17 protein-coding genes and 5 tRNA genes are annotated in these 19,063 nt (G+C 71.3%); 7 read left to right on the top strand and 15 right to left on the bottom strand.

The window, feature by feature from the left end:
- Nucleotides 1-101: 101 nt before the first annotated feature.
- The 6 genes from OHB13_RS05330 to OHB13_RS05305 form a co-directional block, all read right to left on the bottom strand.
- Nucleotides 102-488, bottom strand: a complete 387-nt coding sequence (locus OHB13_RS05330; RefSeq protein ID WP_266858861.1) for a carboxymuconolactone decarboxylase family protein — start codon at nucleotides 486-488, stop codon at nucleotides 102-104.
- Nucleotides 489-798: 310 nt separating this feature from the next.
- The gene (locus OHB13_RS05325; RefSeq protein ID WP_328375956.1) at nucleotides 799-1,803 is read right to left on the bottom strand and encodes a LysR family transcriptional regulator; all 1,005 of its coding nucleotides are present in this window, start codon (nucleotides 1,801-1,803) and stop codon (nucleotides 799-801) included.
- 49 nt (nucleotides 1,804-1,852) lie between these two features.
- A complete protein-coding gene (locus tag OHB13_RS05320) occupies nucleotides 1,853-3,001 on the bottom strand; it encodes an acyl-CoA dehydrogenase family protein (RefSeq protein WP_328375954.1) in 1,149 nt (382 codons plus the stop codon).
- A 50-nt stretch (nucleotides 3,002-3,051) separates the two neighbouring features.
- Nucleotides 3,052-4,275, bottom strand: coding sequence for a CaiB/BaiF CoA transferase family protein (locus OHB13_RS05315; RefSeq protein WP_328375952.1), 1,224 nt, complete (start codon nucleotides 4,273-4,275; stop codon nucleotides 3,052-3,054).
- Between the two features lie 369 nt (nucleotides 4,276-4,644).
- Complete coding sequence (locus OHB13_RS05310) at nucleotides 4,645-5,415, bottom strand: GntR family transcriptional regulator (RefSeq protein ID WP_328375951.1); 771 nt, start codon at nucleotides 5,413-5,415, stop codon at nucleotides 4,645-4,647.
- A 104-nt stretch (nucleotides 5,416-5,519) separates the two neighbouring features.
- A complete protein-coding gene (locus OHB13_RS05305) occupies nucleotides 5,520-6,728 on the bottom strand; it encodes a serine/threonine-protein kinase (RefSeq protein ID WP_266861221.1) in 1,209 nt (402 codons plus the stop codon).
- A gap of 659 nt (nucleotides 6,729-7,387) precedes the next feature.
- On the opposite strand from OHB13_RS05305, the gene OHB13_RS05300 reads away from it, so the two are divergent.
- The 3 genes from OHB13_RS05300 (at nucleotide 7,388) to OHB13_RS05290 (ending at nucleotide 9,145) form a co-directional block, all read left to right on the top strand.
- Nucleotides 7,388-7,594, top strand: a complete 207-nt coding sequence (locus OHB13_RS05300) for a hypothetical protein (RefSeq protein WP_266858869.1) — start codon at nucleotides 7,388-7,390, stop codon at nucleotides 7,592-7,594.
- 241 nt (nucleotides 7,595-7,835) lie between these two features.
- Nucleotides 7,836-8,816: a phosphotransferase family protein gene (locus OHB13_RS05295; RefSeq protein WP_328375948.1), complete on the top strand. Its 981-nt coding sequence runs from the start codon at nucleotides 7,836-7,838 to the stop codon at nucleotides 8,814-8,816.
- A 38-nt stretch (nucleotides 8,817-8,854) separates the two neighbouring features.
- Entirely contained in the window at nucleotides 8,855-9,145 is a 291-nt protein-coding gene (locus OHB13_RS05290; protein WP_328375946.1) for a TFIIB-type zinc ribbon-containing protein, read from the top strand.
- Nucleotides 9,146-9,215: 70 nt separating this feature from the next.
- Here the strand turns inward: OHB13_RS05290 and OHB13_RS05285 are convergent.
- The 5 genes from OHB13_RS05285 to OHB13_RS05265 all read right to left on the bottom strand — a co-directional run bounded on the left by OHB13_RS05285 (nucleotide 9,216) and on the right by OHB13_RS05265 (nucleotide 9,709).
- Nucleotides 9,216-9,287: transfer RNA gene (locus OHB13_RS05285), tRNA-Val, on the bottom strand.
- A gap of 59 nt (nucleotides 9,288-9,346) precedes the next feature.
- Nucleotides 9,347-9,418 (bottom strand) — tRNA-Val (locus tag OHB13_RS05280).
- A 32-nt stretch (nucleotides 9,419-9,450) separates the two neighbouring features.
- Nucleotides 9,451-9,522, bottom strand: a tRNA-Val gene (locus OHB13_RS05275).
- Nucleotide 9,523: 1 nt separating this feature from the next.
- Nucleotides 9,524-9,597 (bottom strand) — tRNA-Cys (locus OHB13_RS05270).
- A 39-nt stretch (nucleotides 9,598-9,636) separates the two neighbouring features.
- Nucleotides 9,637-9,709, bottom strand: a tRNA-Gly gene (locus OHB13_RS05265).
- A 146-nt stretch (nucleotides 9,710-9,855) separates the two neighbouring features.
- Between OHB13_RS05265 and OHB13_RS05260 the strand changes: the two genes are divergently transcribed.
- From OHB13_RS05260 to OHB13_RS05250, 3 genes are all read left to right on the top strand, one after another.
- The gene (locus tag OHB13_RS05260) at nucleotides 9,856-10,914 is read left to right on the top strand and encodes a chorismate-binding protein (protein ID WP_328375944.1); all 1,059 of its coding nucleotides are present in this window, start codon (nucleotides 9,856-9,858) and stop codon (nucleotides 10,912-10,914) included.
- Nucleotides 10,911-11,732: an aminotransferase class IV gene (locus OHB13_RS05255; RefSeq protein ID WP_328375943.1), complete on the top strand. Its 822-nt coding sequence runs from the start codon at nucleotides 10,911-10,913 to the stop codon at nucleotides 11,730-11,732. Before OHB13_RS05260 ends, OHB13_RS05255 begins: the two co-directional genes overlap by 4 nt.
- An 88-nt stretch (nucleotides 11,733-11,820) precedes the next feature.
- Nucleotides 11,821-12,660 (top strand): GNAT family N-acetyltransferase, encoded by an 840-nt coding sequence (locus OHB13_RS05250; protein ID WP_328375942.1) that lies wholly within the window; start codon nucleotides 11,821-11,823, stop codon nucleotides 12,658-12,660.
- Between the two features lie 122 nt (nucleotides 12,661-12,782).
- On the opposite strand, the gene OHB13_RS05245 is transcribed toward OHB13_RS05250, so the two are convergent.
- On the bottom strand, nucleotides 12,783-13,301 hold the full coding sequence (locus tag OHB13_RS05245) for a DsbA family protein (protein ID WP_266858881.1): 519 nt from the start codon (nucleotides 13,299-13,301) through the stop codon (nucleotides 12,783-12,785).
- A 154-nt stretch (nucleotides 13,302-13,455) separates the two neighbouring features.
- Between OHB13_RS05245 and OHB13_RS05240 the strand changes: the two genes are divergently transcribed.
- Entirely contained in the window at nucleotides 13,456-13,929 is a 474-nt protein-coding gene (locus tag OHB13_RS05240; RefSeq protein WP_328375941.1) for a hypothetical protein, read from the top strand.
- A gap of 119 nt (nucleotides 13,930-14,048) precedes the next feature.
- Here OHB13_RS05240 and OHB13_RS05235 read toward each other — a convergent pair whose 3' ends face one another.
- From OHB13_RS05235 to rhaI, 3 genes are read right to left on the bottom strand one after another with little or no spacing between them, the layout of a single operon-like run.
- Nucleotides 14,049-15,485 carry a rhamnulokinase gene (locus OHB13_RS05235; protein ID WP_328380218.1) on the bottom strand — a complete coding sequence of 479 codons (1,437 nt, stop codon included), beginning with the start codon at nucleotides 15,483-15,485 and terminating at the stop codon, nucleotides 14,049-14,051.
- Nucleotides 15,486-15,529: 44 nt separating this feature from the next.
- Nucleotides 15,530-17,662 carry a bifunctional aldolase/short-chain dehydrogenase gene (locus OHB13_RS05230; RefSeq protein WP_328375940.1) on the bottom strand — a complete coding sequence of 711 codons (2,133 nt, stop codon included), beginning with the start codon at nucleotides 17,660-17,662 and terminating at the stop codon, nucleotides 15,530-15,532.
- A gap of 1 nt (nucleotide 17,663) precedes the next feature.
- On the bottom strand, nucleotides 17,664-18,830 hold the full coding sequence (gene rhaI, locus OHB13_RS05225; RefSeq protein ID WP_266858886.1) for an L-rhamnose isomerase: 1,167 nt from the start codon (nucleotides 18,828-18,830) through the stop codon (nucleotides 17,664-17,666).
- Nucleotides 18,831-19,063: the final 233 nt, after the last annotated feature.

Here is a 19,063-nt window from a genome sequence, read left to right as displayed (position 1 = left end):
TCCTGGTTCTCCGGCAGCAGGGAATCATCATGGAATTGCACGGTGGGCCTCCTTGCAGAATGCGTACGGAATGAAGGGTGTGAAGCCGGCCGGTGCGCGGGTCAGGCGCCGTCGCCGTGCTGTGGGAGCTGCGCGAGCTCCTCGGCAAGGATCGGTACGCCGAGGTTGCAGGCGTGGATGCCGACCAGCGTTGTCAGCTTGAGGACTTCGAGGATCTCTTCACGCGTGGCGCCCAGCCGCAGAGCCATCCGGATGTGCCGGCGAACGCCCGGGGCGTACATGTGCGTAGCGGCCGCGTCCACGGCGATGGCCAGCAGCTCGACGACCTTGGGTTCCAGAACTCCGCTCAGCCACGGCTGCATGGCCGTTGCCATGAACTGCTCGGTCCAGGCCGGGTCCCATTCATGCAACTTGTCCCACAGTGGGTTCCAGTTGTCCTGCTCGCGCATCCGTTCCACGACCGGTGTGGGATCGCTGGTGCTGTTCACTCGTTCAACTCCGTCCCGTGATGGTGTGAGAGCCCACTCGCAGCGCCGGGACTGCCCGGAGGCGATGGAGTGGTTGGAGCACATGAGGATGTACGGACGAGGCTCGGGAGTCCGCCGCCGGAACTCGGAAGGACAGCGGCGGAGCCCGGGAGGAGCGGTGTGACCGCGAGCAGGATCCCTGCCCTTCGATGTGCGGTCAGCGTTCCCCGCTGGCGATACGCAGACGTTACGTCCCGGCCGTATTCCGTGCTTTGCCTCACGGGACGAGTGACTTACCTCCTTGGGACAGTCCCGTCGGGGCCGGTACCACTCACTCCAGGGTGGAAGCGCCGAGGTTGGCCCTGCGTACCCGGCGATCCACGCTCTGTGCCGTTCGTGCGGCGGCATCGATGAGCGAGTCGCCTTCGGACATGTGCCGGTCGATGGCCCGGACCCATTCATTGAGCGACTGCTTCGAAAAGGCCAGGAATCGGGAAGCGGCTCCGGTGGGCTCGGCTCGCCGGCTGATCACCCCGATTCCCATCGAAAGACCCGGGGACAGCTCCCTCAGCACGCCGCCGCGGTACCGCGCGTCCAGGGCCACCCGCAGGGGGACGATGGCGACGGCACCGCCGGCCAGGACCATCGGCAGTACGGCACCACGCTGCCGGACCTCCACGACGATGCGGGGCTCGACACCGTGCGACCGCAGCGTCTTCTCGATGTGGTCCCTCATCGCCGTCCCACGCTCGCCCAGCACGAAGGGAGTACCGGACAGCGAGCCGATCGGTACGGGGTCCGGCCATCGTTCCTCGGTACCCGGAGGACTGACGAGTACCAGCCGCTGGTCCACCAGCCGCTCCGCCTCCAGATCGGTACTGGACACGGGCACCGGGAGAAACCCCAGTTCACAGGCGCCGGACTTGACGAGTGCCGCGACCTCCGCGGGGTCGTCGCGCTCCTCGATCCGGAACTTGATGTGCGGATGAAGGCTCCGGAACCGGGCGACCCACACCGAGAGCGGATCCGTGGACAGATCGGAGAGTGAGGAAATATCGATACGCCCGGTACGGACTTCGCTGACATCGCGGACGGCGTTGTGCGCTGCGTCGACCTCACGCAGAATCATCCTGGCCGGCCCGACAAGTGCTTCGCCGGCCGGTGACAGCACCACCCTCCTGCCGACCCGGTGGAACAGCTCGGTTCCGAGGCCCTTTTCGAGCTTGCGCACGGCCTGTGACAGAGAAGGCTGTGCCACGCGCAGTGCGACCGCTGCCTTGTTGACCCCGCCGTGGTCGACGACCGCGAGGAAATACTCCAACTGACGCAGATCCATGAGCGCACCCTATGGTCCGGACCTCGTCACTCCGGGCTTCGGAGCGAACTCACAGAGCCAGCGACTTGGAGATCACGCTCTTCATCACTTCGCTGGTACCGCCGAAGATCCGTGTGACGCGGGCGTCCGCGTACAGCCGTGAGATCGGGTACTCCCGCATATAGCCGTAACCGCCGTGAAGTTGCAGGCACCGGTCGATGACGCGGGCCTGCGTCTCGGTGGAGAACAGCTTGACCTTGGCCGCGTCGGCCGGAGTCAGCGTGCCGGCGTCGAGCCCGGCGACGGCCCGGTCGATCAGTGCCTGGGAGGCCTCCAGCTCTGTGGCGCAGTCCGCCAGTACGAACTTGGTGTTCTGGAAATCAGCCACGCGGCGGCCGAACACTTTGCGTTCCCGCACATACTCGATCGCCAGGTTCAGCGCCGCGGTCGCAGTCGCCTGGGCGGTGATCGAGATGGAGAGCCGTTCCTGGGCCAGGTTGCTGGTCAGCATGGCGAACGCGCCACCCTCCGCGCCCAGTACGTTGCGGGTCGGCACCCGGACATTGTCGAAGACGAGCTCCGCGGTGTCCGATGACTTGAGGCCGAGCTTCTCCAGGTTGCGCCCCCGGACGAAGCCGTCCATGCCGGCCGCGACCACCAGCAGTGAGAGCCCCTCACGCCGGCTCTCCACGTCACGGGAGGTCCTCGCGACGACGATGACGAGGTCGGCGTTGATCCCGCCGGTGATGAACGTCTTGGACCCGTTGAGGATGAAGTCGTCGCCGTCGCGCACGGCGTTGGCCGAGATGCCGGCCAGGTCCGATCCCGTTCCTGGTTCGGTCATCGCGATGGACGCGACGAGGTCTCCGTCCGCGAAACCGGGGAACCACCGGGACTTCTGCTCGTCGTTGGCGTACTCCAGGAAGTACGGCAGGACGGTGTTGAGATGCACCTGCAAGCCGCCCAGTGAGGCAGCGGCATAGCCGATTTCCTCGAACACGATGACGTTGAAGAGGAAGCTGTCCATGCCCGCGCCGCCATAGGCCTCGGGCACCTGCAGGCCGTTGATACCGATCTCGGCGGTCCGCTTGAACAACTCGCGGGGGACCATGCCCGCGGCCTCCCACTCCGGCATGTGAGGCGCCACCTCCTTGGCCATGAACCGGCGGACGGTGGCACGGAATGCGTCGTGCTCCGGGGCGAACAGGTTTCGTTCCATGTGAACTCCTCAACTTGAAGGTGGGGCGAGTCAGTTCGAAGCGGGACGAGTCAGGGCTGCGGGACGGGCTGCGCTCCGGGCCGGCCGGCGGTGAAGGTGCGGACGACGCCCGCGGCTTCGAGCTCGCGGATGGCGGTGAGGTCGTAGCCCAGCTCGCTGAGCACCTCGGTGGTGTGCTGGCCGAGCTCGGGAGCTCCGTTGCCGGACAGCTCCGGAACGCTGCCGAGGTGCCACGGCGAGCCGAGCGTTGTCGACTCCTGGCCGGCCGCGTCGGCCACGTTGATGAAGATGCCGGAGGCCTCGACATCGAGGCTCGCCATGGTCTGGCCGTAGGTGTTGATGCGGCCGGCCACCACGCCGTTGCCCGCCAGGAGACTCATGGCCTCCTCCGTGGTCATCGTCGCGAACTCGCGGCGCAGCTCGGCCAGCAACGTGGGGCGGTTGCGCACCCGTGCGCCATTGGTCGCGAAGCGCTCGTCCGTGGCCAGCTCCGGCCGTCCCAGCATCCGGCAGAGACGTACGAAGTGGCCGTCCGAGTAGGCGGATACGACCAGAGCCCCGTCACCGGTGGGCATGATGTCGGCCGCAGGGGCGAGGGCCGGCTGGCTGTTTCCCGTGCGGATGGGCTCTTTGCCGGTCAGCAGGTACGTTCCCCAGTTGGGAGCCTGCAGATGGACGGCCACTTCGAGCAGGGAGACCTCGACCTCATCTCCCTGACCGGTACGGAGACGCCTGATGTACGCGCCGAGGACGGCCTGCGCACAGACGTACGCGGTGGTCGAGTCGACGACCTGGAAGCCGACCTTCTGGGGCTCCCGGTCCGGCTCGCCGGTCACCCACATGATGCCGCTCTCGGCCTGTGCCGCTATGTCCAGACCCGCTCGCAGTCTCGACGGGCCGTGCAGCCCGAAACCGCTGACAGTGGCGTATACGATCTCCGGCTGCTCGGCGCGAACGGTCCGCGCCCCCAGTCCGAAGGACTCCATCACACCGGGGCGAAGGTTCTGGACGACGATGTCGGCGCCGGCGATCAGCTGCCGTGCGACCCGCCGGCCGCGAGGATCCTTCAGATCCAGCGCGACACCTCTCTTGTTCCGGCTGTAGGCGTTGAGCATGGCCCGGCCGGGAACACCGATCACCCGGGCCGATTCGCCGTTGACCGGCTCGACCTTGATGACATCGGCTCCCATGTCACCGAGAAGCTGAGCGGCGGCGGGCGCCGCGATGAACTGGCCGAAGTCGATGACTCGGACACCTTCCAGGGGCTTGGTCATCGGGGCCTTCCTGAACTGGGCACGGAGCTCGGCGCGGTCACGATCCGGGCGGAGGGACATGAGGGCGAGGCGTCGGATGCGGTGGGCCGACGCGCTCGGGGCAGAGCCGCATGGTCTGCCCACCTGCCGGCAAGCGGAGATCGGGTTGCGAAGCCGCTGATCCCATTGAACTCATCCGGAATAATCACGTCCAAGACCGAACTTCATCCGGATCGACTGCAATTGCCTATGGATCGCGAAGCTGCCGATGTGCCCATGCCGTTCAGGCAGTGGCACATCGGCAGGATGGTCTGGCCCACGTCTGTGTGATTGATGTCGACAGGAACGAGGAGAGGTGACCGCTGTCAACCCCTTATGGACCGAACGCCCTCAGTCCTCCGCGCCGGAGTCTCCGAGCGCGGTCAGGGCCGCATCACGGACCCGTTCGATGCGCTCCTCGGCGATCCGGACCACCGGGGCGACCTCGCCCGCCGCCACCGCGGTGCGAAGGGCATGCCAGCTGTCGAGGGACCGCGGGATGTTCTCCGGGTGGTACGCCAGTCCCAGACGCACATACCGGAGCGTCTGGATGGCGAGGGACTGCAGCAGATCCGCGAGGGTGCGGTTGCTCGCCGCCGACGTGATCGCCGAGTTCATCAGGAACGTCGCCGTCGCGTAGTCGTCGGCGGACTCCGTGACCGGCCGCTCGACCGCGGGCATGTGCGCGTCCAGAACCGCGAGCAGCCGCTTCGGCTCCAGAGCCATCTCCTCCCGGAGGAGCATGACGTACAACGCGATGCGCACGTCGAAGACGTTGCGCACCTCCTCCGGCGTCGGCGCCGTGACGAGCGCGCCCCGCCGTGCCTGGAACTCGATGAGCCGGTCCCGTTCGAGAATGCGCAGCGCCTCACGGACCGGCGCCCGGCTGACGCCGAGGACCTCGCAGAGATCGTGCTCAAGCAGGCGCTGGCCGGCGTGGATGAGGTCGAGTGTGATGGCACAGGCCAGCCGGGCAGCGATCTGTTCGGCCAGCGAGACCGCCACCTCCGTGCTGGAACGGTGCCTGAGCACCGACCGCTCCATGGCCACCATCCGCTGGTCATGGGGGAGGAGCAGCAGCCGGGACAGGTCAGGCAGGTCCTGTGTCCGTTTGCGTGCCAAGCCGCGGCCTTCTTCCTTGTTCCGTGTCTGTCCGCTGTGGACGGCCCCTGATCGTATCGCCGACCGAGCGGCCGCTTACGCCGCCGCGGGAGACCGCGCCCGGCTCAGAACTGCTGCGCCGCCGCGATCCCGAGCAGGACGATGAGCGTCACCACGACGAAGACGATCAGGCGCTGCCGGATCATCCGCGGGCTCGGCCCGGTCCTGCGGCCGGCCGAGGTCGGACGGCCGGTGCCCGATCTGGCCCCCGGGCGGCCGTTCGTACGGGCTCCCGAGCGCGTGGTGTTGCGCTGCGGCCCCGGCCGGGCGCCACTGTGCGGCGCCGGCGGGCGCGGCGCCTGTGGCCTGGGCGTCTGCGGCCTGGGTGTCTGGGCGCCCTCGGCCCGGCGGGGCGGGACGTGCCGCTCGGTCGGGGGTGCGGCGATCCGCCCCGTCGGCCGGTCCGCCTCCTGCTCGCGGCGCTGCGCGGGGGTGCGGCCCTCGGAGAGTCCCTGAGCCTCCCTGGCGGCGATCTCCTTGAGCCGCATGGACAGTTGGAGCGTCGAGGGGCGGTCCTCGGGGTCCTTCGCGAGACAGGCCCGCACCAGTGGCGCCAGGGCGTCGTGCACGTCGTACAGATGCGGCTCCTCGTGCACCACCCGGTAGAGCATCACCTCGGAACTGCCGTGCCCGAAAGGCGAGTCGGCCGTCGCGGCGTACGCGAGTGTGGCGCCCAGCGCGAAGACGTCGGTCGCCGGGGTGACCGCGGCGCCGCGCACCTGCTCGGGCGCGAGGAAGCCCGGTGACCCCACGGCCGTACCGACATGGGTGAGGGTGCTCGCTCCGGTCGCCCACGCGATACCGAAGTCGATGATCCGGGGGCCCTTCGGGGAGAGCAGGATGTTCGACGGCTTCAGGTCGCGGTGGACGACACCCGCCTCGTGGACCGCCACCAGACCCTCCGAGAGCGCGGCCCCGATGGACGCGACCTCGGCCGCCGACAGCGGGCCCTCATCGGCCACCTTGTCGTGCAGGGAGGGGCCGGGGACGTACTGCGTCGCGAACCACGGCCGGTCGGCCTCCAGGTCGGCGGCGACCAGCCGGGCCGTGCACCCGCCCCTGATCCGCCGCGCGGCCGACACCTCACGGGCGAACCGTGACCGGAACTCCTGGTCCTCGGCCAGATCCGGCCGGATCACCTTGAGCGCCACGCGCTGCCCCCGCCGGTCGGAGCCGAGGTAGACGACACCCATGCCGCCCGCACCCAAGCGCCGGTGAAGCCTGAACGAGCCGACGACACGCGGATCCTCGCGCCGGAGCCGCATCATCGTCATGTCCATCCCCGCTGCCCGGTCCGTCTGACGAGGCACAGCTTACGTACCCGCGGCCCGGTGTGCTCATAGGCCGCGCCCTCTCGCCCGTATCGATTGGCCGGCCCGCCCGGTGGTGGTGAAGCCCGGTCAGCCCGGGGCGTATCCGGCCGCCTTGGCGCGGACCGCGTCTCAAAGCTCCTCCACAGGAAGGATATTGAGATCTTCCGGGCCGTCGGCCGGTACGGGGCCCGGGTACAGCGCGCACCGTCCGTACCCGGGCCGCCGTGCCCGCCGGGGGAGGCCCGGGGGTGGCGGCAACGGCCCGCTGAGGGGTCCGTGACGTGAGTGAAGTCACCCGCGCGGGCACCCGGCGCCGCTCGGCGGAGCACCGTCGCCGGTTCCCCGGCCGGGGGCCGGACAGCAGACGGCCGCGTTCCCGGACGGGTCGGGGCGGCCTCCCCCTCGGGGAAGACCCGCAGGTGTACTGCCGGGTTCTCCACCCAGGGGAGTAGACCGGTGTACGGAGGCTCATCCTCCTGGAGGCCCGGTATTCGGTACGCGGGCATGACGACCGGGGCATTTCCCACCCCTAGATTTGAGGTCAAGCGGCGGGTGCAGCACTCGTCCCCCGAGGTCGGTACTCGCCGCTTGCCGAAACCGACAGGAGAGGGAGCGGGACCATGGCCGGCACCGCAGCGCGGACGACGCTCCGCACGCAGGGACGCAGGGCGTACACCACGCTCGGCGTCCGCAGCTCCGGTACCCGCCACCCGCTGGTGGCGACCGCCATGGTCCTTCCCCTCGCCGCACTGCTGATGTTCGTCTTCGGAGGCTGGCAGGCAGTGGTCACACAGGCGTCGTCCGTGGGCGTGATGCTGGGGCGCTGAGCGGCGCCCCGGGTCCGGGAGAGCGGTCCGGGCCAGGGACATCCGGCCAACAACCCCGTGGGGACGGGGGTGCGGCGGACGGCAGCGTTTGTCCGGTCAGCTGGGGAGCTGGCCGGACATCGCGCTGTCCGGGGCCTTTTCCCGCTGCCTGGTGCCCGCCGGGGCCTCGCCGGTTCCGCCATGTTCCGGAGCGCCGCGTAGGCTCCCCGGCGCGCACACCGACCCACCGACGGGGGAGACCGTGACCCCAACCGCCAGGACACGCACGCTCGGCGCCGCCGCCGAACGCGCCGCCCACCCCCGCGGCGACGGACACCCGCCGTACACACCGTGCCCCGACTGCGGCCGCGAGGCCACCGTCCTCACCGACCGTCCCGACGGCGCCGTCGTCCGGCACGGCACCGCCGTGGCCAAGGCGCACGCCACGGACACGGATCCGGCCGCCCTCGCGGTACGGGTGGCCGTCGCCGCGCACCCCCTCCTGGCCGGCATCCTGCTGCCGCCGCTCACCGGCCCGGCGAGGAGCGCGGCCGGAGCTGTCACCGTGTGGCCCTGCGGCGCCCCCGTCGACCCCGGGGCCCCCGGCGCGGCGCCCTGGGAGGACGCCGCCATCCTGCTCGCCCGGCTGCACTCGGTACCGCCCGCCGCCCTCGCCCTGCCAGGTCCGCTGCCCCCGATGCGGGGCCCGGCCAAGGCGGCCCGCGCCCTGGCCCGGATGCGGGAGGCGCGTCCGGGACCGGCGGCCGAGACCGTACTGAACGCCTGGTGCGGACTGCCCGGCTGGGCCCGGGACGAGGCGCCCGCGCCTCGCGACGCCTTCCTCTGCCACGGTGATCTGCACCTCGGGCAGCTCGTGCGGCACCCTGCGGACAGCGGCCCGTGGCAGCTGATCGACGTGGACGACCTCGGCCGGGGCGACCCCGCCTGGGACCTGGCCCGCCCCGCGGCCTGGTACGCGGCCGGGCTGCTGGCGCCCGGCGCGTGGGCGCGGTTCCTCGCCGCGTACCGGGCGGCGGGCGGCCCCGCCGTGTGCCGGGAAGGCGACCCCTGGCCCGAACTGGACGTACCCGCACGGGCGCTGACCGTTCAGACCGCCGCTCTCGCCCTGGCCAAGTCGGCGGCAGCGAACAGACCGCTGGACGAGGCCGAGCGGATGATGCTCGATTCGTGCGCCCGAATCGCCGGTGTCCCGGCGGAGTTGGCGCCCGGAGCGGCATCGTAGGCTGAGCCGTCCTGATCCAACGGCGAGGAGTCGAACCGGTGCAGTGTCCCAAGTGCCATGCCCCGATGCACACGTACAACCGCAATGGCGTCCAGATCGAGCAGTGCAGCGGCTGCCGGGGGATATTCCTCGACTACGGGGAGCTGGAATCGCTGACCCGTCTTGAATCCCAGTGGGGCCAGCAGGCGCCGCCACAGGCCTATCAGGCCCCGCCGCAGGCACCGGTCTGGGGCGCCCCGCAGCAGCACGGCGGCCACTACGGCGGTCACCACGACAGCCATCACGGCCACCACAACAGGGGCTTCGGCCACATGCTGTTCTCCTCCTGACCACGGGGGAGGGGCCGGCACAACAGAAGAACCCCCGGCCGTGGAGACGGCCGGGGGGTTCCTGTTCCGGTGCGCGATACTGGGATTGAACCAGTGACCTCTTCCGTGTCAGGGAAGCGCTCTCCCGCTGAGCTAATCGCGCGGGGTATTTCGACGGTGCTCGTACCGCGAGTGATCTCGGTACCTTCTGGCATTAATGCGTGCGCGATACTGGGATTGAACCAGTGACCTCTTCCGTGTCAGGGAAGCGCTCTCCCGCTGAGCTAATCGCGCGGGACGGAAACCCGGCCGAAGCAGGGATCCAGTGGACGATACTGGGATTGAACCAGTGACCTCTTCCGTGTCAGGGAAGCGCTCTCCCGCTGAGCTAATCGTCCTTGGAGGTGGAGACGGGATTTGAACCCGTGTAGACGGCTTTGCAGGCCGTTGCCTCGCCTCTCGGCCACTCCACCAGGAGTACGGGGGTTCGGGAAGATCCCCCGGGTCCTACGAGCGGACGACCAGGTTCGAACTGGCGACCTCAACCTTGGCAAGGTTGCGCTCTACCAACTGAGCTACGTCCGCTTGTCATTCCCGCAGCGCTTGCGCGCCCCGGCGACATGTTGAACTCTAGCGGATTCCCGGGCCAGCACAAAAACGCGTTTCCGCAGCGTGCTGCGGTGCGTTCGCGCCGGAGCGGCTTTCCGGCGGCCCGTCCTAGACTCGCCGGTGTGCACCGCCTCCCCGCTCTTGCCCGCTTCGGCGGCCGCGTCGCCTGTGACCTGCGCGATGTCACCAGCGACCCCGCCGCCCTGGACTCCACCGGCTTCTGGGCGGTGGCCGCGGATTTCGAGGGCGGGCTCGTCTGCGCCCGCTTCGGGGACGTACGTACGGAGCCGGTGCCCGCGGCCGTGCCCGGCCGGTGGCAGGGGCCGGCTGCCGGTGACTGGACGTCCTCGCTCGACCGCGACGCGTACACGGCGGGGGTCCGTCACATCCGTGCGCGGATCGCCGCGGGCGAGGTGTACCAGGCCAATCTCTGCCGGGTGCTCTCCGCGCCGCTGCCCGGCCGGGGGACCCCCGACATCGACGCCCTGACCGCCCTGCTCGCCCGGGGCAATCCGGCGCCGTACGCCGGGACGATCCGGCTGCCCGCGCACGGGGTGGAGATCGCGACGGCCTCCCCCGAGCTGTATCTGCGCCGCTCGGGACGGACCGTCGAGTCGGGCCCGATCAAGGGGACGGGGCGCACCGCCGCCGACCTCCTGGAGAAGGACCACGCGGAGAACGTGATGATCGTGGACCTCGTACGCAACGACCTCGGCCGGGTCTGCGCCACCGGCTCGGTCGAAGTGCCGCGGCTCTGTGCGGTCGAACAGCATCCCGGTCTCGTCCATCTCGTCTCCGCGGTCCGCGGCGAACTGGCCGAGGGGACCGGCTGGAGCCGCCTGCTGGCAAGCACCTTCCCGCCCGGCTCGGTGACCGGGGCACCCAAGTCGAGTGCGCTGCGCATCATCGAGGCGCTGGAGACCGCGCCGCGCGGGCCGTACTGCGGAGGCATCGGCTGGGTCGACGCAGACCGTGGCACGGCTGAGCTGGCCGTCGGCATCCGGACGTTCTGGATCGACCGCGGCGACGGCCCCGGGCCGGTGCTGCGCTTCGGCACCGGCGCCGGGATCACCTGGGGCTCGGACCCGGCGCGCGAGTGGGACGAGACGGAACTCAAGGCCGGCCGGCTGCTCGCGATAGCGTCCGGGGCGAACGAGACGATCGGAAGGACCACTCCATGAAGATCTGGGTCAACGGCGGGCTGCGGGACGCGGACACCGCCCTGGTCTCGGTGCTCGACCACGGGCTGACCGTGGGCGACGGCATCTTCGAGACGGTCAAGGCGACCGGGGGCCGCACGTTCGCGCTCACCCGGCACCTGGACCGGCTGACCCGCTCGGCCCGCGGACTCGGCCTGCCCGATCCCGATCTGGACGAGGTGCGCCGCGCCTGTACGGCCGTGCTCGACGCCAACCCGGTGGAGCTGGGCAGGCTGCGGATCACGTACACCGGCGGGCTCTCCCCGCTCGGCTCCGACCGCGGCGACGCGGGCCCCACCCTGGTCGTCGCACTCGGCGCGACGAAGCGCCGCCCCGACACCACCGCCGCGGTCACCGTCCCCTGGACACGGAACGAACGCAGCGCACTGGCCGGGCTGAAGACCACCTCGTACGCGGAGAACGTCGTCGCGCTCGCGCGGGCCCATGAACACGGCGCCACCGAGGCGCTGTTCGCCAACACCACGGGCGCGCTGTGCGAGGGCACCGGCTCCAACGTCTTCGTCGTGGTCGACGGCGAACTGCACACCCCGCCGCTCTCCTCCGGCTGCCTGGCCGGTATCACCCGGGCGCTGGCAGTCGAGTGGACCGGAGCGCGGGAGACCGAGCTGCCGCTGGACGTCCTGGAGCGGGCCGAGGAGATCTTCCTGACCTCGACGCTCCGCGATGTGCAGGCCGTCCACCGGATCGACGGACGCCAACTGGCCGACGCGCCCGGCCCGGTGACCTCGAAGGCCATGCGGATCTGGGACGAGCGCGCGGCGGACCGGCTGGATCCCTGAGCCGTCACCGGGCCCGGGGGCCGCGCATCGGGCCGTACATCAGTGAACGCGGATGACGTGGGGCCGCAGGACGGGTACAACTCCCCTGATGACCACCACCCTGCGGCCGACCGGGCCGCTTCAGCAGGGCGCCGACGGCGCCAAGGCACGCTCCTACGAGGTCTGCGTGAACAGCCGCCCGGTGGGCGCGGTCGACCTCCGCACGGACCCCGCGTTCGGGCCCGTCGGCGGTGTGATCGGCGGGCTGCGGATCGACGAGCCCGACCGGGGGCGCGGCCGGGGCACCGTGGCCGCGCTCGCCGCCGAGGAGGTGCTGCGCGGCTGGGGGTGCGACCGGGTGCGGATCGGCATACCGGCCGACGTCACTGCCGCGCTGCGGATGGCCGACGCGCTCGGCTACACCCTGCTCAACAGCCACCTGTTGAAGGAACTGCCCGGGCAGCCGCCGGAACTGCCCTCCGGGGTGGCGGGCCGCCGGATGCGCGAGGACGAGTTCCCGGCCTGGCTGGCCGCGGCTGTCGACGGCTACGCGCGGTCCTGGACCGAGCGGGGAATGCCGGAGGCCCGGGCCCGCGCCAAGTCCGAGGCCGACCACCGGGAGAACCTTCCCGACGGGCCGGCGACCCCCGGCGTCGCCCTCGATGTCCTGGTCGAGGGCGGCCGGGTGGTCGGGTACGTCTGGGTCGCCGAGATCGAACTGGACCCCGGCCGGCGGGGCGCTTTCGTCTTCGACGTCGAGGTGGCCGGTGAGCACCGCGGGCGGGGCCACGGCCGTTCGCTGATGCTGCTCGCCGAACGCGAGGCACTGGCGGCCGGGGCGCGGCTGATCAAGCTGAACGTGTTCGCGGCCAACACCCCGGCGGTCCGGCTCTACGCGTCACTCGGCTACCGGGAGGTCGAACGCTTCTACGCCAAGCGGCTCCTCTGAGCCGTCGGGCCTTCCGGGACGGCCGAGCCTCCCGGGAGGCCCGAACCTTTCGGGACGGCGGAGCCTTTCCGCGGCGGCGGCCGACCGGTCGGTGACGCCTCAGGTCTCCGGCCGGAGATCCCTCAGGCTTCGCCGGCGGCGAGCAGCCGGTCGGCGATCTCCTCGATCCGCTCGCGCAGGCCTTCCTGGCTCTTGCCGCCGTCCAGCCGTTCGCCGCCGATGACATAGGTCGGGGTGCCGGTGACACCGATCGCCTTGCCCTCGGCCTGGTCGGCGTCGACGGTCAGCATGTGCCGGCCGTCGATCAGCACGGTGTCGAACTCATCGGTGTCCAGGCCGAGTTCACCGGCGGTCTCCAGCAGGACCGGCTCGCCCCGGGAGGCCAGCTCCCCGGTGCGGGCCAGCACGGCCTCCGTGTACGGCCAGCCCTGCCCCTGCTCGAAGGCCTCCTCCGCCGCCTGGGCCGCCGCATAGGCATGCCGGTGCTTCTCCAGCGGGAAGTGGCGCAGCCGCACGTCGAGACGGTCGCCGTAGTGGGCGCGCAGCGCGCGTACGTCGTCCAGGGCGCTGTGGCAGTCGGGGCACTGGAGCTCGCACCAGACGTCCAGGACGACGGGGCGGGAGGCGGAGGAGTCACTCATGGCGCCAGTCTCCCAGCCGTACGCGGTACGGCCCAACCGGGACCTGAGGAGGATCCGCCCCGGAGATGTCCCTGAAGTCGGACCGGGACGTGGCCTGCGCACCCCACTCCGGTGCAGGATGGAGGGAAGCGAACCCATGGCTGGAGGAGACCGGATGATTGCCGAGACCGTCTGTTCCGCGGTGTCCGCGGCAGGGCTGGGCATCGCCGCGATCACGGCGTACCGCAAGCGATTCCTGTCGGCGACCCGCATTTTCGCGTACTCGCTGGTCCCGGTCGGGCTGGTGCTGACGGGAGTCGTCGGCTGGGTGGCCGACATCGCGTTCAAGCCGTCGGTCTGGCTCGGCTTCGGGATGCTCGCGGTCGCCTGGCTGCTCTTCATCACCACCCGGGCTGTCGAGCGCCGCTCCGGCGGCACGCGCAAGGAGCGCAAGGCGGCTGCCAGGGCGGCCGAGCCGGACGCGGTCGCCCCCGCGGCTTCGGCCCCTTCGCTGCCGGGCCGTACCGGAGCGCAGCCGCAGACCGCCGCGCGGCCCGCGCCGCAGGCCAAGGCGGCGGAGCCCAGGACCGCCGCACCCACCGAGGACTTCACCGACATCGAGGAGATCCTCAAGAAGCACGGCATCTGACCGCGGAGCCACGGCATCCGGCTACCGGGGTCCGGTCGTCCCGCTGACGGTGCCCGCCCGGTCCACGGCGCCTGCCCGGTCCACGCCGCTCCACCACGTGGTCCCCGCGCCAGCCCGGTCTATGGCGCCCCGCCCGGATGCCCGCCGATCCGCGCCTCCGCGGCTGCCCAGCCGTTGCGGTCCGGCCCCGGTTCGTATCTGCGCAGCGGCTGCGTGGCGGCGATCAGCCCCCGCATCTCGGACAGCCCCCCGACCAGCCCGTGGGCCCGTGCCTGCACCAGCACATTGCCGAGGGCCGCCGCCTCCGCGGGCCCGGCGATCACCGGAATACCCGTCGCGTCGGCCGTCAACTGGCACAGCAGCGCGTTGCGCGACCCGCCGCCCACCAGATGGATCCGGGTGATCTCCCGGTCGGCCAGAGCGGCGGCCCGGCGCAGCACTCTGCGGTGGGCCAGCGCCAGGCTCTCCAGGATGCAGCGCACCACAGCGCCCCGGTCCGCCGGACGCGGCTGGCCCGTCCGTACGCAGAACGCGGCGATCCTGGCCGGCATGTCACCGGGGGAGACGAAGACCGGGTCGTCCGGGTCGATCAGTGAGACGAAGGGCCGCGCCCCGGCCGCCGCGTCCAGCAGCGGGCCGAGCCCGGCCGGCTGCCCCGCCCTCTCCCAGGTGCGCAGGGACTCCTCCAGAAGCCACAGCCCCATGATGTTGCGCAGGAAACGCCAGGTGCCTTCCACTCCGCGCTCATTGGTGAAATTGGCAGCCCGCGCCTGCTCGGTGAGGACGGGGGCGGCCAGTTCAAGACCGGCCAGTGACCAGGTGCCCGCCGAGACGTACGCGAACCCCGGCCCGTCCGCCGGCACCGCGGCCACCGCGGAAGCCGTGTCGTGCGAGGCCACGGTCGTGACAGCGGTGCCCGGCCGCAGCCCGGTCGCATCGGCCACGTACGGCAGCAGCACCCCGGCCGGGTCCCCGGGCGCCCGCAGCGGCGGCAGCAGCGCCGGGTCGATGCCGAGCCGGGCGGTCAGTTCCCGCGACCAGAGCCCGGTGCCGGCCTCCAGCAGCCCGGTGGTCGAGGCGTTGGTGAGCTCGGCGCCCACCGAACCGGTCAGCCAGTACGTCAGCAGATCGGGGATCAGCAGCAGCCGGCGCGCCACCGCCGGCTGCGCGCCGCCCCGATCGGCGGCCAGCTGGTACAGCGTGTTGAACGGCAGATGCTGGAGCCCGCACACCCGGTACAGCTCCCCGGCACCCACCTCCCGTCTGACCTGTTCGGCCACATCGGCGGTGCGCGGATCGCGGTAGTGGCGGGGCAGCCCGAGCAGCGCCCCGTCCGCGTCGAGCAGCCCGTAGTCGACCGCCCAGCTGTCGATGCCCACCGAGGCGACACCGCCCCGGCGGGCCGCCTCCCGCAGCCCGTCCAGCACGCCCTGGTACAGCGACGGCAGATTCCAGTGCAGCCCGCCCGGCAGCCGCACCGGCACATTGCGGAACCGGTGCAGCTCGGTGAGGTCCAGCCGGCCGGCGCCGCCCGCGGTCTCCACCCGGCCGGCCATCACCCGGCCGCTGGTCGCCCCCAGATCGGCCGCTGCGAAGACGGTCACCGCAGGAACGCGGCGGCCACGCCCGCGTCGACCGGCACCAGCAGCCCGGTGGTGTGCGACAGATCCCCGCCGGTCAGCGCGTAGACCGCGTTCGCGACATGCTCCGGCAGCACTTCGCGCTTGAGCAGGGTCCGCCGGGCGTAGAACTCGCCGAGCTTCTCCTCCTCCACCCCGTACACCGCTGCCCGTTCGGCGCCCCAGCCACCCGCGAAGATCCCCGAACCGCGCACCACACCGTCCGGGTTGACCCCGTTGACCCGGATCGAGTGCTCGCCCAGCTCGGCGGCGAGCAGCCGCACCTGGTGTGCCTGGTCCGCCTTGGTCGCGGAGTACGCGATGTTGCGGGGGCCCGCGAAGACCGCGTTCTTGGACACGACGTAGACGATGTCGCCGCCGAGCCCCTGCGCGGTCATCATCCGGGCCGCCTCGCGGGACACCAGGAACGAGCCGCGCGCCATGATCGAGTGCTGGCGGTCCCAGTCGTCGGCCGTGGTCTCCAGCAGCGGCCTCGACAGCGAGATCCCGGCGTTGTTGACGACCAGGTCGACGCCCCCGAAGGCCAGCGCGGCCCGGTCGAAGGCCGCGGTAATCTGCGCCTCCGATGTGACGTCCACGGTCACCGCGACGGCGTGGTCGGGGCCGCCCAGCTCGTCGGCGACCCGGGCGGCGCCCGCTCCATCCCGGTCGGCGACGACCACACAGGCCCCCTCGGCGGCCAGCCGCCGCGCGATGGCCCGGCCGATGCCCGAACCGGCGCCGGTCACCAGCGCGACCCGGGTGGCGAGGGGTTTGGGCGCGGGCATCCGGCGGAGCTTGGCCTCCTCCAGCTCCCAGTACTCGATACGGAACTTCTCCGCCTCGCCGATGGGCGCGTACGTGGAGACGGCCTCGGCCCCGCGCATCACCTGGACCGCGTTGAGGTAGAACTCCCCGGCCACGCGCGCCGTCTGCTTGTCCTTGCCGAAGGAGAACATCCCCACCCCGGGCACCAGCACGATCGCCGGATCGGCGCCGCGCATCGCGGGCGAGGCGGGCGTCGCGTACCGCTCGTAGTACGCCCGGTACTCCTCACGGTAAGCGGCGTGCAGCTCGCGCAGCCGGACGATCACCTCGTCCACCGGGGCGGCGGGCGGCAGGTCCAGGATCAGCGGGCGCACCTTGGTCCGCAGGAAGTGGTCGGGGCACGAGGTGCCGAGGGCGGCGAGCCGGGGGTGCGCGGTACGGGACAGGAAGTCGAGCACCGTGTCCGCGTCGCTGAAGTGCCCGACCTGCGGCCGGTCGGCGGAGGCGAGAGCGCGTATCACCGGCGCCAGGGCGGCGGCCCTGGCCCGCCGCTCGGCCCGCGGCAGCGGCGTGTACCCCTCCCGTACGGGGCCGAACGGCTCGGGCCTGCCGCGCCGGGCCAGATACTCCTCGGCGGTGCGGATGATGAAGAGCGAACGCTCCTCGCACTCCTCGGCCGTCGCGCCCCAGGCGGTGATCCCATGGCCGCCGAGCACACAGCCGACGGCCCGCGGGTTGGCGGCCTTGACCGCTGCGATGTCGAGCCCCAGCTGGAACCCCGGCCGCCGCCACGGCACCCACACCACCCGGTCCCCGAAGCAGTCGGCCGTGAGCTTCTCCCCGTCGGCGGCGCAGGCCAGCGCGATCCCCGAGTCGGGGTGCAGATGGTCGACATGCGGGGCATCGACCAGGCCGTGCATCGCGGTGTCGATGGAGGGCGCCGCGCCGCCTCTGCCGTGGAGGCAGTGGTCGAAGGCGGCGACCATCTCGTCCTCGCGGTCGACGCCGGGGTAGACATCGGCGAGCGCGCGCAGCCGGTCCAGCCGCACAACGGCGAGCCCCGACGGGGTGAGCGTGCCCAGGTCGCCGCCCGAGCCCTTCACCCAGAGCAGCTCGGTGTCCCGGCCGGTCACCGGGTCGATGCCTGCGCCCTTGGCCGATGTGTTGCCGCCCGCGTAGTTGGTGTTGCGCGGATCGGAGCCGAGCCGGTTGGAGCGTGCCAGCAGCGCCGCGACCTCAGGGGGCTGCGTGGGCTGCGTGGTCTGTGAGGCCTGCGCGGATTCGGGTACTTCGGGGACTGCCGATTCGTCGGGGACTTCCGGTACTTCCGGCACCGGGCGCGGCATGTCAGGCACCCCATCCGGCCTGGGTGCCGCCCACGCGCTCGGCGGCGATCCGCTCCTGCCTGCCGGACGCGAGATAGGCGGCGACCGGATCGGGGTGCAGCCCGCCCTCCTCCCGGATCCCGGCGAGCAGCGGCCTGACGTCGGTGTTGTACGCGTCCATCAGCACGGCGTTCGCGCCGAGCACGTCCCCCGAGCGCTGCGCCGCGCCGAGTGCGTCGGCGTCGACGGTGAGCGCCTTCGCCGTGGCCTCCTGGACGTTCATCACCGACCGGATGACAGCCGGGATCTTGGCCTCGATGTTGTGGCACTGGTCGAGCATGAAGTTGACCTGGGCGGCCGGTTCCAGACCGCCGTTCCTGACGACCTCGTGCATGATCCGGAACAGCTGGAAGGGGTCAGCCGCTCCCGCCATCAGATCGTCGTCCGCGTAGAAGCGGGAGTTGAAGTCGAAGGCCCCCAGCTTCCCTTCGCGCAGCAGCACGGCGACGATGAACTCGATGTTCGTGCCCGGTGCGTGGTGCCCGGTGTCCACGACGACCTTCGCCTTCGGGCCGAGCTTCAGGCAGTGGGCGTACGCCGTGCCCCAGTCGGGGACGTCCGTCGCGTAGAAGGCGGGTTCGAAGAGCTTGTACTCCAGCAGCATCCGGCGGCCGTCACCCAGCCGTTCGTACACGGTCGCCAGCGCCTCGGCGAGCCGGTCCTGGCGGGCCACCACATCGTCCTGGCCCGGGTAGTTGGTGCCGTCGGAGAACCACAGCTTCAGATCGGACGAGCCGGTCGCGTCCATGATGTCGACGCACTCCAGCAGATGCGCCACCGCCTTGCGCCGTACCGCGCCGTCGGGGTGCGTCACCGATCCCAGCTTGAAGTCGTCGTCCTGGAAGACGTTGGAGTTGACCGCGCCCAGCGTCAGCCCGCGCTCCTTGGCGTACGCGGCCAGGGCGGCGTAGTCGTCGACCCGGTCCCAGGGGATGTGCAGGGAGACGCGGGGGGCCACCCCGGTGAAGGCATGAACCTGTGCGGCGTCGTCCAGCTTCTCGAAGGGATCGCGGGGCACCCCGGGCTGCGCGAACACCTTGAACCGGGTGCCGGAGTTCCCGTAACCCCAGGACGGGGTCTCGATCGTCTGCGACGCCAGCGCGGCCTTCACGGCCGAGAGTTCAGACATGCCAACCCCTTCAATGAATCGATTCATTGAGCGGTGAAGCTAGTAGCGGGGCACAGTCGCGTCAACCCTTGACGCACCTGGGGGTGGCGGCCGCCTTGCCGCTGGTTTGAATCAATTCACCGATGCGCCTGCCCGGCTGCCGGGAGCGGTACGGGACGGGTCCGCCGGGCCCGGGGGTCCGCCCGTCTCGCCCGGGCGGGGGCGCGACCGTACGATGAGCGCACTCCGTGCGG

This window comes from Streptomyces sp. NBC_00440 (assembly GCF_036014215.1).
Lineage (GTDB): Bacteria > Actinomycetota > Actinomycetes > Streptomycetales > Streptomycetaceae > Streptomyces.
Note: the sequence above shows the minus strand (reverse complement) of the source record. Positions and strands in the feature narration are given on the sequence as shown.